The sequence below is a fragment of the Azospirillum sp. TSO22-1 genome (assembly GCF_003116015.1).
Lineage (GTDB): Bacteria > Pseudomonadota > Alphaproteobacteria > Azospirillales > Azospirillaceae > Azospirillum.
The window spans coordinates 31,244-44,692 of the sequence record NZ_LGQZ01000028.1; the positions used below are offsets into that span (position 1 = coordinate 31,244).

Genomic DNA, 13,449 nt, shown 5'->3' on the forward strand with positions numbered 1-13,449 from the left:
CCTCACCGCAGTTTCAGGGTGGAGAGGCCGACCAGCGCCAGCACGCCGGCGATGATCCAGAAGCGGATGACAACCGTCGGCTCGGCCCAGCCCTTCTTCTCAAAGTGATGGTGCAGCGGCGCCATGCGGAAGACGCGCTTGCCCGTCAGCTTGAAGGAGGCGACCTGGACGATCACCGACACCGTCTCCAGCACGAACAGGCCGCCGATGATCGCCAGCACGATCTCGTGCTTGGTCACCACCGCGACGGCGCCGAGCGCACCGCCCAGCGACAGCGAGCCGGTGTCGCCCATGAACACCATGGCCGGCGGGGCGTTGAACCACAGGAAGCCGATGCCGGCGCCGATCAGCGCGCCGCAGAACACCGCCAGCTCGCCGGCGCCCGGCACGTGGTGGATCTGCAGGTAGTTGGAGAAGATCGCGTTGCCGGTCAGGTAGGCGATCAGGCCGAAGCAGCCCGCCGCGATGATCGAGGGCACGATGGCCAGCCCATCCAGGCCGTCGGTCAGGTTCACCGCGTTCGACGCGCCGACCATGATGAAGGCGCCGAACGGGATGAAGAACCAGCTCAGCTGGATCAGCACGTCCTTGAAGAACGGCACCGCGACGCCGCCGGCCAGCGCCGGCGGTTCCAGCAGCATGACCAGCGTCGTGGCGATCAGGCCGATGGCGATCTCCCAGCCCATGCGGAAGCGGCCGGACAGGCCCTTGGTGTTGCGCTTGGTCAGCTTCTGGTAGTCGTCGCCGAAGCCGATCAGGCCATAGCCGACGGTCACGAACAGCACGATCCAGGTGTAGGCGTTGGCGACGTCCATCCACAGGATGGTGCTGATCGTCGTGGCGATCATGATCATCAGGCCGCCCATGGTGGGCGTGCCCTTCTTCTTGAAGTGCGTCTCCGGCCCGTCGGCGCGGATCGGCTGGCCCTCGCCCTGCTTGTGCTTCAGCCAGGCGATCAGGCGCGGAAAGAAGACGAAGCTGATGACCAGCGCGGTGATCACCGCGCCGCCGGTGCGGAAGGTCAGGTAGCGGAACAGGTTGAACGGCGTGAAGACGTCCGACAGCGGGAAGAGGAGGTTGTACAGCATCCGGAACTCAGCCCCGCTGACCGTTGACGGCGGCCTGCGGCCGGGTGGAGGAGGCGTTCTGGTCGAGCGCGGACAGCGCCTCGACCACCAGCGCCATGCGGCTCCCGGCGGAGCCCTTGACCAGGACCACGTCGCCGCCGCGCACGTCGGCGGCCAGCAGCGGCGCCAGCGCCTTGCTGTCCTCGGCGTACTTGCCGCGCATGGAGGCGGGCAGGCGGTCCCACAGCGCCTTCATGTGCGGGCCGCAGCAGTAGACGGTGTCGATGTGTGCAGCCTTGAGCGGCGTGGAAAGGCCGGCGTGCAGCGGATCGGCGCGGGTGCCCAGCTCGCGCATGTCGCCCAGCACGGCGATGCGGCGGCCGCCGGCGCCGGGATCGACCGTGCCCAGCACCTCGACGCTGGCGGCGACCGACACCGGGCTGGCGTTGTAGCTCTCGTCGATCAGCGTGAAGGCGCCGTGCGCCAGCTGGACGCGCTTGCGCGTGCCGCGGCCCTTGACCGGCTGCAGGGTGGACAGCGCGCGCGCCGCGGTGGCGAGGTCGCCGCCGGCCGCGCGCACCGCCAGCAGCACGGCGAGGCTGTTCATCACCCAGTGCTTGCCGGGCAGCGACAGGCAGTACTGGATGCGCTCCCCCTTGAACGACGCGGTGACGGTCGAGCAGGTGGCGTGCAGCGAGCAGTCGAGCAGCCGCGCCTCGGCGTCCTCGTGGCTGCCGAAGCCCCAGATGCGGCCCAGCCCCTGGGTGCGGGCGGCGGCCAGCAGCCGGCCGAAGTGCGGGTTGTCGCGGTTCAGCACGGCGACGCCCTGCGGCGTCATGCCCTCGAAGATCTCGGCCTTGGCGTCGGCGATGGACTCCACCGTGGCGAAGAACTCCAGGTGCACCGCCTCGACCGTGGTGATGACGGCGACCTCCGGCTGCACGAGGCGCGACAGCGGCCCCAGCTCGCCGGCGTGGTTCATGCCCAGCTCGAAGACGGCGAACTGGCTGTCCTCGGGCATGCGCGCCAGCGACAGCGGCACGCCCCAGTGGTTGTTCAGCGACCCCTCGGTGGCGAAGGTGCGCCCTTGCGCCGACAGGCAGTGGCGCAGCGCTTCCTTGGTGCCGGTCTTGCCGACCGAGCCGGTGACGCCGATGACGCGGGCCTTGGTGCGCATCCGCGCGACGCGCCCCAGATCGGTCAGGCCGGCCAGCGTGTCCTCGACCGCCAGCAGCGGGGCGTCGGCGGCGACGCCCGCCGGCACGCGGCTGACCATCGCCGCGGCGGCGCCGCTGGCCAGCGCCTGCGCGACGAAGTCGTGCCCGTCGAAGTTCGGCCCCTGGATGGCGACGAAGAGGTCGCCGGGCTCGACCTTGCGGCTGTCGATCGACACGCCGGTGGCGCGCCAGGGGGTGCTCGCCTGGCCGCCCGTGGCGGCGGCGGCGTCCTCGGCGGTCCACAGGACCGGCTTCCGGGCGTTTTCGCTCATGCTCCGGTGATCTCCGCTACGGCGGCCCGGGCCTCGGCCGCGTCGTCGAACGGCCGCACCTCGGTGCCGACAATCTGTCCCTGCTCGTGTCCCTTGCCGGCGATGACCAGCAGGTCGTCGGGGGCCAGCCCCCGAACGGCCGCGCGGATCGCCGCGTGACGGTCGCCGATCTCCTCGGCTTCCCTGTAGCCTGCGAGCACCTCGGCCCGGACGGACGCCGGATCCTCGGTGCGCGGGTTGTCGTCGGTGACGATGACCCGGTCGGCCAGTCGGCCGGCCAGCTCGGCCATCACCGGACGCTTGCCGCGGTCGCGGTCGCCGCCGCAGCCGAACACCACGACCAGTTTCCCGGCCGCGTGCGGGCGGAGCGCCGTCAGCACCGTCTCCAGCGCGTCCGGCGTGTGGGCGAAGTCCACGAACACCGGCGCCCCGTTGGGGTGCGTCGCCACGTGCTGCATGCGCCCCTTGACGCCGTCCAGCGCCGTCAGGGCCTCGACCGCCCGATCGACCTCACTCTCCGCATCCGAGCCCGTGGCGAGCACGAGACCCAGCGCGCACAGCGCGTTCCACGCCTGGAAGCGGCCGACCAGCGGCAGTTCCACTGTGTGCTCGCGCCCGAGGACCGTCAGGTGCAGGCGCTGCCCGTGCGGCATCGGCTCCACGCTGCGGACCGTCAGCTCGCGGCCGGCGAACCCATACCCGAACAGGCGGTGACCGCGTTGGGTACAAATCTCGGCGAGCGCGGAAAATTCCGGCGAGTCCGCGTTCAGCACGGCGCCGCCGCCCGGTGACAAAACGCGGCCGAACAGCAGCGCCTTCGCTTCCGCGTAGGCTTCCATGGAGCCGTGATAGTCCAGGTGGTCGCGGGTGAGGTTCGTGAATCCCGCAGCGCTGACCCGCACCCCGTCGAGGCGGAACTGGTCCAGCCCGTGGCTCGACGCCTCCATGGCGAGGTGGTCGACGCCGGCGTCCGCCACCTCGGCGAGCGTCCGGTGCAGCAGCACCGGATCGGGGGTGGTCATGGCGCCGTACCTGTCCACGCCGGGGCCGGTGATGCCCAGCGTCCCCAGCGCCGCCGCCTTGTGGCCGAGCGCCGTCCACAGCTGGCGGGCGAACTGCACGGTGGAGGTCTTGCCGTTGGTGCCGGTCACCGCCACCACCGTCTCCGGCTGGCGGCCGTGGAACGCGGCGGCCATGCGGGCGAAGGCCAGGCGCGGCTGGTCGTCCTCGATCAGCACGGCGGTCGAGCCGGCGGGCAGGGTGGTGCCGCGCGGCGCCAGCACGGCGGCGGCGCCGCTGGCCAGCGCACCCTCGATGAAGGCGCGGCCGTCCGCCTTGGTCCCGGGCAGGGCCGCAAACACAAAACCGGGCTGGACCGCGCGGGAGTCGGCGGTCAGCCCGGTCACGTCGATGTCGCGGACCTGAGGATGGTCAGCGGGTAGGAGGCGGGACAGAAGCAACGGTGCTCCCCCGGGCTGGAATGGTGCCGTTGATGTTGATGTCGACCGCCGCACGGACGTCCGGCGAGTTCTCGTCCACCGGCTGGACGCCGAGCAGCGGGCCGATCTGCTTGACGATGCGCCCCGCCGTCGGCGCCGCCACCCAGCCGCCGGTGGCGAAGCCGTAGGTCTTGGCGGTCGCCTTCGGCTCGTCGATCAGCACATAGACAATGTATTTCGGATCGTGCATCGGGAAGGCGCCGAGGAACGACGACATGCGCGCGTTCTTGACGTAGTGGCGCCCCTTCTGCTTGTCGGCGGTACCGGTCTTGCCGCCCACGACGTAGCCCGGCGCGGCGGCGCCCTTGGCCGTGCCCTCCGTCACCACCAGCCGGAACAGCCGGCGCATGACGTCGGAGGTCTGCGCGGACAGCACCCGCTCGCCCGGGATCTCGGCGTTCGGGTCGCGCTTGACCAGGGTCGGCGGGTGCATGATGCCGCCGTTGATCACCGACGCGGCGGCCGCCACCGTGTGCATCGGGCTGACCGAGATGCCGTGGCCGAACGAGATGGTCATGGCGTTGATCTCGCGCCAGGGGTTCGGCACCAGCGGCCAGCCGTTCTCCGGCAGCTCCAGCGAGCTCGGGCGCATGAAGCCCATCTTCTGCATGAAGGCGCGCTGCGTCGGGATGCCCGCGGTCAGCGCCATGCGGACCGAGCCGATGTTGGACGAGTGCTGGAAGATCTCCGCCACCGTCAGCGCGCGGTGCATGTTGTGATAGTCGCTGATGGTGAAGCGGCCGATGGAGATCGACTTGGACGCGTCGAACAGGTCGGTCGGGCGCACCTTGCCCGATTCCAGCGACATCGCCGTGTTGAAGATCTTGAAGGTGGAGCCCATCTCGAACACGCCGAGCGTCGCCCGGTTGAACAGCGTGTCCTGGTCCAGCCCCGTGGGATCGTGCGGGTCGAAGTCGGGCAGCGACACCATCGCCAGCACTTCGCCGGTCTTGACGTCGAAGACCATGCCGGCCGCGCCCACCGCGCGGAACTCCTCCACCGCGGCCGAGACCTCCTTCTTCAGGATGTGCTGCAGGCGCAGGTCGAGCGAGAGCTGAAGCGGCGTCGGGTCGTTGCGCAGCCGGCTGTCGAAGCCGCGCTCCAGCCCCGCCAGGCCGTTGTTGTCGATGCCGGTGTAGCCGATGACGTGCGAGGCCAGCTGGGTCGCCGGGTAGAAGCGGCGCTCCTCGCGCTCGAAGTACAGGCCCGGCAGGCCCAGCCGGTGCACCTGCGCCTGCTGGCGCGGCGTCAGGTTGCGCTTGATCCAGACGAAGCGCTTCTCGCTGGCGAGCTTGTCGTAGACCTCCTTGTAGTCCAGCTCCGGCAGCACGGAGACCAGCTTGCGCGCGGCCTCCTTGGCGTCGATGACCACCTTGGGGTCGGCGTGCAGCGAGGCGGTGGCCAGCGAGGTTGCCAGCAGGTTGCCGTTGCGGTCGACGATGTCGGCGCGGCCGACCGGCGGGGCGTGCGCCTCGGCGGCCTGGATCTGCCGCGGCTCGGCGCCGCCGCGCAGCAGCGTGGCGTCCACCAGCTTGGCGCCGATGGCGGAGAAGGCGAGCGTGACCACGGCCGCGGTCACCATCAGGCGGTTGCGCGTCTGCTCCAGCGCGACGGAGAGCGAGCTGCGCGGCTTGCTCACCGTCGGCGCGGAGGCGTAGACCGCCCCGATGGGATCGTAGCCGAGCCGCGAATCGCTCATCGATTGCCTCCGAGGCGGGCGATCATCACGCCCAGCGAATCGGACTTCGGCGGGGCCGGCGGCTGCTGCCTGGCGCTGGCCGGGATCAGGTTCTTCGGCGGCGTCATGGTCTGCGGCGACGGCTGCTGCGGCTGCTTGACCACCGCCGGCTGCGCCTTGGGCGCCACCTTGGCGGCGGCCGGCTCGATGATGGCCGTGGGGGCGGCCGGGGCCTGCTGGGCGGGCGGGGCAGGGACCTTGGCCGGGGCGGCGGGCGCCGACTTCATGACGGCCGGAGTGGCGACCGGAGCCGGCGCGGCGGCGGGAGCCGACACCCTGACGATGCCGCTCTGCGTCTGCAGCGGCGACAGGCCGGCCATCGGCGGGATCTCCGGCAGCGGGGCAGGGGCCGGGCGCATCGGGATGATCTCGGCGGAGGCGACGAACTGCCGGGCGTCGGTCGGGCGCAGCGACAGGTGCGTGCGCGCCAGCGTCTCCAGCCGCGACGGGTCGTTCATGTAGCTCCACTCGGCCTTCAGGATCTGGATGGCTTCCTGTTCGGCGATGATCTTGCGGTTCAGCGTCGCGAGCTGCTCCTCGCGGTTCTGCACCGTGTAGCTGGTCTGGAAGAGGACGGCGCCGGCGGCACCGGCCAGCCCGAGCCAGACCAGAGCGGATTTGCCCTTCATGCCGCCTCCTTGGCGGACGCCGGGAAGGCCGGCGCCGCGGTGCGTTCGGCCGCGCGCAGCCGGGAGGAGCGCGCGCGGGGGTTGTTCTTCAGCTCCGCCTCGCCGGGCGCCACGGGCTTCCGGTGGATCAGGCGGAACGAGGGTTGGCGATGCTCGCCGGCCACCGCGGGGGCGTGGCGCGACGGGGCCGGGGGAGGGGAGGAGCGCTCCTTCAGGAACGCCTTGACCTCGCGGTCCTCCAGCGAATGGAAGGAGACGACGGCGAGCCGCCCGCCGGGCTTCAGGATGCGCTCGGCGGCGGCGAGGCCGCGGCGGATCTCGCCCAGCTCGTCGTTCACGTGGATGCGCAGGCCCTGGAAGGTGCGGGTCGCCGGGTCGATGCCGTCGCGCCCCGACTTCGGCACCACGCGGCGCACGATGTCGGCCAGTTGCGCCGTGCGGGTGATCGGCGCCTCCTTGCGGGCGGCGACGATGGCGCGGGCGACGCGGCGCGCCATGCGCTCCTCGCCGTAATGGAAGACGATGTCGGCCAGCTCCTCCTCCGACGCGGAATTCACCACGTCGGCGGCGCTCGGCCCATCCCGTCCCATGCGCATGTCGAGCGGGCCGTCGAAGCGGAAGGAAAAGCCGCGCTCCGCCTGGTCGAGCTGTGGAGAGGAGACGCCGAGGTCGAGCGCCACGCCGTCCACCGACTCGACGCCGCGCTCGTCCAGCAGGCTGTCCATGGTGCCGAAGCGGCCCTCGATCACTTCGATCCGGCCGGGGTGGGCGAGGGCGAGCGCCCTGCCCCGCTCCACGGCGTCGGGATCGCGGTCGATGCCCCAGACGCGGCAATCGGCCGCACCCAGGATGGCGCGGCTGTAGCCGCCGGCGCCGAAGGTGCCGTCCACGTAGACGCCGCCGTCGCGCGGCATCAGGGCCTCGACCACCTCGGCCAGCAGGACCGGGGTGTGCAGGGGAGTGGTCGGGGTCATGCGCCCTCCCCTCCCCGTGCGGCGGCGGCGCGGGATGCCTTGGCGACGATCTGGCTGAGCGAGATGTCCTTGCGCACCACTTGGTCGCGCAGCGCGTTCTCGTGCGCCTGCAAGGCCTTCGGCTCCCACACCTGGAAGGTCTTGCGGCGGCCGATGAAGGAGGCTTCCTCGGTGATGCCGGCGAATTCGGCCAGCGCGGGCGGCAGGGAGATGCGGCCCTCGTTGTCCATGGAGACGGGGATCAGCTTGCCGAAGATGAACGTCTCGATCATCTCGCGCTCGTCGGAGTCGAGGTCGGGGGACTCCAGGCTGTCGGAGAGGATGTCGAGATAGTCCTGGTCGGCGCCTTCCAGGCACTGATGGTTCAGCGACGGCCAGAGATAGACCGTTCCCGGCGCAGACGTCTTGGCAAGGGACTGGCGGAACTGCGCCGGAATCGAGACGCGTCCCTTCCTGTCGACCTTGTTGACGTATGTGGACAGGAATACGGCCATAGGCCCCTTGGTCTCCCCCGAAAACCCGTCGCGGCACCACCGCCGCGACCTATGACCCGAAAGCCCCCACCGCGCCCAAAGACGTACCCACACTGGGTAGGGTTACCCTATTCTCTGGGCGTCTATGGGATAGCATGGGACGGTATGGGCGTCAACGGGGCCTCTAGTAATCGGCCGGGGGTGTCAAGAGTTTTCGCCGGGTGTGTTGCTTCTCGGCAAATAGGTAAATGGCATTTTAGAATTCTCGCAACATTCCAGCAGTTTATCGGGCTGTGGATAACTTATCCACAGATGGTTCCGCGAATGTTCCCGGAACGCTGCGTTGCCGGACCATGAAATAACATTGCGTGCGTGCGAATCGTATCCCCCGAATGGCCTACCTGCGATGGGCAATCGGCACGGGTCGGGCATGGGATGGCATGGGAATGCGCCCCAAGATATCCACCGCCTGTGGAAAGATGTGGGGATAAAATGCCAGACGGCCTGTAAGCCGGGTTTTGTCCCCGGGGATGGACCCCGGTGGATGGTCATTCATCTGGGACGCCCGTTGCCGGACGCCTCGCGCGACCAACCCGGACGGCAGCGCGGAAACACGCTTGGCCCACGATCTCCCAAGGGGAGAACGGGCCCGGCCGTCCCTATTCGGTCTTGCTCCCGGTGGGGTTTACCCTGCCACCCCCGTCGCCGGGGGCGCGGTGCGCTCTTACCGCACCCTTTCACCCTTACCCAGGCCCCCCTGACGTATCAGGGTTGCCGTGGGCGGTTTGCTTTCTGTGGCACTTTCCCTGGGGTCGCCCCCGCCGGCCGTTAACCGGCACCGTGTTTCCGTGGAGCCCGGACTTTCCTCCCCCGGCGCGAAGCCGAAGGCGACCATCCAGCCGTCTGGCACGGGCCTATTTATAGGGACGACTCGCCGGATGCAACGGTGGTGGGGGATTTTCCCAGATCGACGTTGGCGTGGAGCAGGGCGAGGGGCTGTGCGTACCCCCACCCTGACCCTCCCCCGCTGGGCGGAGGAGGGAACTCCGCCGCGAACCCTAAAACCCCTCCCCTGCCCAGCGGGGGAGGGAGGGGACCCACGCGTCAGCGTGGGGAGGGTGGGGGCTCGTGGCCCGGAGCGCCCGAGTGCGTCATCTCGCGAAGCCGCTACCATTGGGTGCGGATGTCCCGCACGTGGTCGGCGATGGCGTTGGACAGATAGCCCACCGATTTCTGATCCTCGCCGGACAGCGTCTCGCTCACGATCAGCAGCGCCGCGGCGGCGCCCTCGGCAAGCCGGATCGGCTCCTCAAGATCGAAGATGGCTTTCGGCTCCGAGGCCTGTGCGGACGCGCACGTGGGCATCGCGCGCTCTCCTATGGTGAGGGGCGGCTGAGATGATAGACTATCTATCATCTCGAAGTGCGGAAATCAAGAATAAATGGCAAGTGATAGAAAACCTATAGGCGGTGCCCAGATCCGTGGGGCCAGAGCGCTGTTGGACATCAGGGCGGAGCAGCTCGCCGAGATGTCGCAGCTCGGCGTTGCCACCATCTGGCGCGCGGAAAAGGGGCAGGGTGTGCCGCCCATCACCAAAGCCAATCTGCAGGCCATCCGACGTGCGCTGGAAGACGCCGGCATCGAGTTCATCGACGAAAATGGCCACGGGCCGGGCGTGCGGTTCCGTGACCGGTTGCCGCCGGACGCGCCAGAGGCATCCCATAATGAGGCATCCCCATAATATTGACCGTCATCCCCGCGAAGGCGGGGATCCATAACTCCCAAAGCGTGCGGTTATGGAACGTATGGATCCCCGCCTTCGCGGGGATGACGGTCAAAAAGTGCAGATGGTGGTGAACAGGTGCCTGAGCCAGCGCCTTAGCGGGAATAACGGCCAGTCGCCTACCGCCCCGTAACCCTTACCAGCGTCCGCAACCGCCGCACCGTCTCGTCGTCCGCCATGCCGGTCATCCGCTCCGGCGCGAAATGGCGCTGGAACGACAAGAGCGCGCGCGGGGCGGCGGCATCGTACCCATAGCGTCCCAGCAACTCCGCCACCTCGTCGTCGCTGAACGGCCCCCCGTCCGCCTGGGACGGCATGGGCCACAGCCCGACGCCGGCCCGCGCCAGCCGGGGCCAGTCGAACAGCTCGCCAGGGTCCTCCTTGCGGGCCGGGGCGATGTCGCTGTGGCCGAGCACGTCCTCGGCGCGGATCCCATGGCGTCCCATCACGGCCACGCACAACGCTTCCACCGCGTCCATCTGCGCGGCCGGAAAGGGGCGGTAGCCGAACTCGTGGCCGGGGTTGACGATCTCGATGCCGATGGAGCGGCCGTTGACGTCGCCCAGGCCCCGCCACGAACTCACTCCGGCGTGCCAGGCGCGGCGGTCCTCGGGGACGTGGGCGTAGACGGTGCCATCCTCGTCCACGGTGTAGTGGGCGCTGACCTGGGCGGCCGGGTCGCACAGCCGCGACAGCGCGTGGGCCGCCGTCGGCATGCCGGTGTAATGGAGGATCAGCAGCTCGGCGCGCGCGCCGTCCGGCCGCGGCCCGTGGTTGGGGGAGGGGAGGTCGATCAGGCGCACGGCAACCCCTCCTAGGTCAGGTTCGTCACCTTGTCGTTCACCACCACGCGCGGCCGGCGCAGCACGATGATGCCGACGCCGCCCACCGTCATCAGGCCGCCGACCGCCAGCGTCCAGGTCACCGGCTCGCCCAGCAGCACCACGCCGGACAGCACGCCGAACAGCGGGATCAACAGCATGAACGGCACCGCCTGGTTGACGTCGTAGCGCCGCATCAGCCGGTACCACAGCCCGTACGCCACGATGGTTGCCAGCACCGCTATATAAAGAAGGGCGCCCCAGCCGGCCCAGGTCGCGTTCCGCACCGCCTCCCACTGGCCGCGCTCGAACAGCGCGGAGAGGACCAGCAGCTGCGGGGCGGCGAACAGCCCCATCCAGGCGTTCAGCGCGAAGCCGTCGATGTTGCCCAGCCGCTTGATCTGCACGTTGGCGGCGGCGAAGGCGAAGCTCGCCGCCACCACAAGGCCGAGCGCCCCCAGGCTGTCGCCCAGCCGCGGCTCGCCGGCGATCAGCATCACCCCGGCGAAGGCCACCAGCATGCCGGCCGCCCGCTTCCAGCCGAGCCGGTCCTTAAAGACGATGGCCGCCAGCAGCGAGGCGAACGGCACCTGCAGCTGCGCCACCACCGAGGCGGTGGCCGCGTCGATGCCCTTGATGCCGTTGAACATCATCGGGAAATGCACGGTGCCGAGGATGGTCGACAGCGCCAGCACGCCCAGCAGCTTGCCGCGCGGCATCCGCACGAAGGGCAGCAGCAGCCCGGCCACGATGATGAATCGCATGCCCATCAGGAACAGCGGCGGGAACTCCAGCAACGCGACCTTGGCGACACCGAAGTTGATGCCCCACAGCGCCACCACCAGCATCGCCACGCCGAGGTCGAGCGGACTCATGACGGGCACGCTTGTCGGGTAACGTGAGTCACCACGAAGGCACGAAGACACGAAGGTGGGAAACACGCGCCTGCCGTCTTCGTGTCTTCGTGCCTTCGTGGTGAAAAACGTGATCGGCGCTCAAAGCCGTTCCGTTCCCCCCTCATCCCCGGCCGCCTTCCAGTTCCTCGCGCAGCGCCTCCAGCTCCAGCCAGCGGTCCTCGGCCGTCGCCAGCTCGGTCTGCCTGGTGTGCAGCGCGTCCGAGGTCTTCTGGAATTTCGCCGGGTCTCGGGTGAACAGGTCCGGGTCGGCCATCGCCGCCTCCAGCTTGGCGATCTCCGCGCCCAGCTTGTCCATGCGGCCGGGCAGCTCGTCCAGCTCGCGCTGGTCCTTGTAGCTCAGCTTGCCGCGCGGCTTGGGTGCGGCCGGCGTCGTCTCGGCCGGCTTCGGCTTCGCCGCGGCGGGGGCCGCCTTCGCGGCCGGTTGGCGCTGCACCAGATAGTCGGAGTAGCCGCCGGCGTACTCGACCACCGAGCCGTCGCCCTCCAGCGCGATGGTGCTGGTGACCAGCCGGTCGAGGAAGTCGCGGTCGTGGCTGACCAGCAGCAGCGTGCCCTGGTAGTCGCCCAGCACGTCCTCCAGCAGGTCCAGCGTGTCCATGTCGAGGTCGTTGGTCGGCTCGTCGAGGATCATCATGTTGGACGGCCGGGCGAACAGCCGGGCCAGCAGCAGCCGGTTGCGCTCGCCGCCGGACAGGCTCTTGACCGGGCTGTCGAGCTGGCGCGTGTCGAACAGGAAGTCCTTCATATAGCCGGCGACGTGGCGCGGCTGGCCGTTCACCATGACCTTGTCGCCGCCGAACGGGCAGAGCACGTGGCGGATCGTCTCCTCCGGGTCCAGCCCCTCGCGGCGCTGGTCGAAATAGGCGGTCTCCAGGTTGGTGCCGAGCTTCACCGTGCCGCCGTCCGGCTCCAGCTGGCCGGTCAGGATCTTCAGCAGCGTCGACTTGCCGGCGCCGTTCGGGCCGATGACGCCGACCCGGTCGCCGCGCAGGATGCGGGTGGAGAAGTCCTTCACCACCACCTTGGGTCCCTCGGACGTCTCGAACGCCTTGGCGACGTGCTCCGCCTCGATGACCATGCGGCCGCCACGCTCGGCCTCGGCGATGGCGAGCTTGGCCTGCTGGCCGCCCTTGATGCGCTCGGCGCGGTCGGTGCGCAGCTGCATCAGCGCGCGCACGCGGCCCATGTTGCGGGTGCGGCGGGCCGAGATGCCTTCGCGCAGCCACTTCATCTCGGTGACGATCTTGCGGTCGAGCTTGTGGGCGGCGGCCTCGTCGGCCTCGAACACCTCGGCCTGCCACTCCTCGAACTGGGCGAAGCCCTTCTCCGAGAGGCGGATGCCGCCGCGGTCCAACCACAGCGTGCGCTTCGACAGGTGGGAGAGGAAGGCGCGGTCGTGGCTGATCAGCAGCAACCCGCCGCGGAACGCCTGCAACTCCTCCTCCAGCCACTCGATGGTGGGCAGGTCGAGGTGGTTGGTCGGCTCGTCCAGCAGCATCACGTCCGGCTCGCCGACCAGCGTGCGGCCCAACGCCGCGCGGCGCGCCTCGCCGCCCGACAGCGTGGCGGGGTCGAGGTGCCCGGCCAGCTGCACGTGGTCGAGGACGGCGTCGACGCGGTGCGCCTCGTCCTGCTCGGGCGTCGGCAGGCCGGCGGCCACGTAGTCGTGCACGCTGGCGAAGCCGGTGAAGTCCGGCTCCTGCGGCAGGTAGGCGACGCGCGAGCCCGGCTGCACGAACACGGTGCCGGCGTCGGCGTGCACCATGCCGGCCAGCACCTTCATCAGCGTCGACTTGCCGGAGCCGTTGCGGCCGACCAGGCACGCCTTGTCGCCGCGTCCGACGGCGAGATCGATGCCCTCGAACAGCGGGCGCCCGCCGAAGGTGACGGACACGCCCTGGAGCGCGACGATGGGAGCGGGAGGGGCCATGATGGACGGATCACACACAGAACGGGCGGGGAGGGATGTGTATACCCTCCCCGCCCGCGTCCGGCGACCCCCCAGAATCGCAGAGTCACATCGCAGAGTCACATTGCAGAACCGGTCACAGCGCAGAGC

The 13,449-nt window shown here is 69.8% G+C and carries 12 protein-coding genes and 1 other RNA gene; 1 reads left to right on the forward strand and 12 read right to left on the reverse strand.

Going from position 1 to position 13,449, the window contains the following annotated elements; translation table 11 throughout:
- Positions 1 to 2: 2 nt before the first annotated feature.
- From mraY to TSO221_RS08720, 9 genes are all read right to left on the reverse strand, one after another.
- On the reverse strand, positions 3 to 1,088 hold the full coding sequence (mraY, locus tag TSO221_RS08680; protein WP_109118090.1) for a phospho-N-acetylmuramoyl-pentapeptide-transferase: 1,086 nt from the start codon (positions 1,086 to 1,088) through the stop codon (positions 3 to 5).
- Positions 1,089 to 1,095: 7 nt separating this feature from the next.
- Entirely contained in the window at positions 1,096 to 2,556 is a 1,461-nt protein-coding gene (locus TSO221_RS08685; protein ID WP_109118091.1) for a UDP-N-acetylmuramoylalanyl-D-glutamyl-2,6-diaminopimelate--D-alanyl-D-alanine ligase, read from the reverse strand.
- Complete coding sequence (locus tag TSO221_RS08690) at positions 2,553 to 4,016, reverse strand: UDP-N-acetylmuramoyl-L-alanyl-D-glutamate--2,6-diaminopimelate ligase (protein WP_109118092.1); 1,464 nt, start codon at positions 4,014 to 4,016, stop codon at positions 2,553 to 2,555. Before TSO221_RS08690 ends, TSO221_RS08685 begins: the two co-directional genes overlap by 4 nt.
- Positions 3,988 to 5,754, reverse strand: a complete 1,767-nt coding sequence (locus TSO221_RS08695; RefSeq protein WP_109118093.1) for a penicillin-binding protein 2 — start codon at positions 5,752 to 5,754, stop codon at positions 3,988 to 3,990. The genes TSO221_RS08690 and TSO221_RS08695 overlap by 29 nt, the downstream gene beginning before the upstream one ends.
- The gene (locus TSO221_RS08700; protein ID WP_109118094.1) at positions 5,751 to 6,422 is read right to left on the reverse strand and encodes a hypothetical protein; all 672 of its coding nucleotides are present in this window, start codon (positions 6,420 to 6,422) and stop codon (positions 5,751 to 5,753) included. Before TSO221_RS08700 ends, TSO221_RS08695 begins: the two co-directional genes overlap by 4 nt.
- Positions 6,419 to 7,396, reverse strand: a complete 978-nt coding sequence (rsmH, locus tag TSO221_RS08705; protein WP_109118095.1) for a 16S rRNA (cytosine(1402)-N(4))-methyltransferase RsmH — start codon at positions 7,394 to 7,396, stop codon at positions 6,419 to 6,421. The genes TSO221_RS08700 and rsmH overlap by 4 nt, the downstream gene beginning before the upstream one ends.
- The gene (locus tag TSO221_RS08710) at positions 7,393 to 7,890 is read right to left on the reverse strand and encodes an MraZ family transcriptional regulator (RefSeq protein WP_109118096.1); all 498 of its coding nucleotides are present in this window, start codon (positions 7,888 to 7,890) and stop codon (positions 7,393 to 7,395) included. The genes rsmH and TSO221_RS08710 overlap by 4 nt, the downstream gene beginning before the upstream one ends.
- Positions 7,891 to 8,360: 470 nt before the next feature.
- An RNA gene (rnpB, locus tag TSO221_RS08715) (RNase P RNA component class A) lies at positions 8,361 to 8,776 on the reverse strand.
- 260 nt (positions 8,777 to 9,036) lie between these two features.
- Positions 9,037 to 9,234, reverse strand: a complete 198-nt coding sequence (locus TSO221_RS08720) for a hypothetical protein (protein ID WP_109118097.1) — start codon at positions 9,232 to 9,234, stop codon at positions 9,037 to 9,039.
- Between the two features lie 133 nt (positions 9,235 to 9,367).
- On the opposite strand from TSO221_RS08720, the gene TSO221_RS08725 reads away from it, so the two are divergent.
- On the forward strand, positions 9,368 to 9,610 hold the full coding sequence (locus TSO221_RS08725; RefSeq protein WP_247877964.1) for a transcriptional regulator: 243 nt from the start codon (positions 9,368 to 9,370) through the stop codon (positions 9,608 to 9,610).
- Between the two features lie 161 nt (positions 9,611 to 9,771).
- On the opposite strand, the gene TSO221_RS08730 is transcribed toward TSO221_RS08725, so the two are convergent.
- From TSO221_RS08730 to TSO221_RS08740, 3 genes are all read right to left on the reverse strand, one after another.
- Positions 9,772 to 10,455, reverse strand: a complete 684-nt coding sequence (locus TSO221_RS08730; protein ID WP_247877965.1) for an N-acetylmuramoyl-L-alanine amidase — start codon at positions 10,453 to 10,455, stop codon at positions 9,772 to 9,774.
- A gap of 11 nt (positions 10,456 to 10,466) precedes the next feature.
- Positions 10,467 to 11,348, reverse strand: coding sequence for an EamA family transporter (locus tag TSO221_RS08735; protein ID WP_109118099.1), 882 nt, complete (start codon positions 11,346 to 11,348; stop codon positions 10,467 to 10,469).
- A gap of 142 nt (positions 11,349 to 11,490) precedes the next feature.
- Positions 11,491 to 13,320 (reverse strand): ATP-binding cassette domain-containing protein, encoded by a 1,830-nt coding sequence (locus TSO221_RS08740; protein ID WP_109118100.1) that lies wholly within the window; start codon positions 13,318 to 13,320, stop codon positions 11,491 to 11,493.
- Positions 13,321 to 13,449 lie beyond the last annotated feature (129 nt).

Excerpts from the sequence above, each read along its gene's own strand:
- TSO221_RS08740 (WP_109118100.1), bottom strand. The coding sequence starts at position 13,320 with ATGGCCCCTCCCGCTCCCATCGTCGCGCTCCAGGGCGTGTCCGTCACC.
- rsmH (WP_109118095.1), bottom strand. The coding sequence starts at position 7,396 with ATGACCCCGACCACTCCCCTGCACACCCCGGTCCTGCTGGCCGAGGTG.
- TSO221_RS08695 (WP_109118093.1), bottom strand. The coding sequence starts at position 5,754 with ATGAGCGATTCGCGGCTCGGCTACGATCCCATCGGGGCGGTCTACGCC.
- mraY (WP_109118090.1), bottom strand. The coding sequence starts at position 1,088 with ATGCTGTACAACCTCCTCTTCCCGCTGTCGGACGTCTTCACGCCGTTC.
- TSO221_RS08735 (WP_109118099.1), bottom strand. The coding sequence starts at position 11,348 with ATGAGTCCGCTCGACCTCGGCGTGGCGATGCTGGTGGTGGCGCTGTGG.
- TSO221_RS08710 (WP_109118096.1), bottom strand. The coding sequence starts at position 7,890 with ATGGCCGTATTCCTGTCCACATACGTCAACAAGGTCGACAGGAAGGGA.
- TSO221_RS08685 (WP_109118091.1), bottom strand. The coding sequence starts at position 2,556 with ATGAGCGAAAACGCCCGGAAGCCGGTCCTGTGGACCGCCGAGGACGCC.
- TSO221_RS08720 (WP_109118097.1), bottom strand. The coding sequence starts at position 9,234 with ATGCCCACGTGCGCGTCCGCACAGGCCTCGGAGCCGAAAGCCATCTTC.
- TSO221_RS08700 (WP_109118094.1), bottom strand. The coding sequence starts at position 6,422 with ATGAAGGGCAAATCCGCTCTGGTCTGGCTCGGGCTGGCCGGTGCCGCC.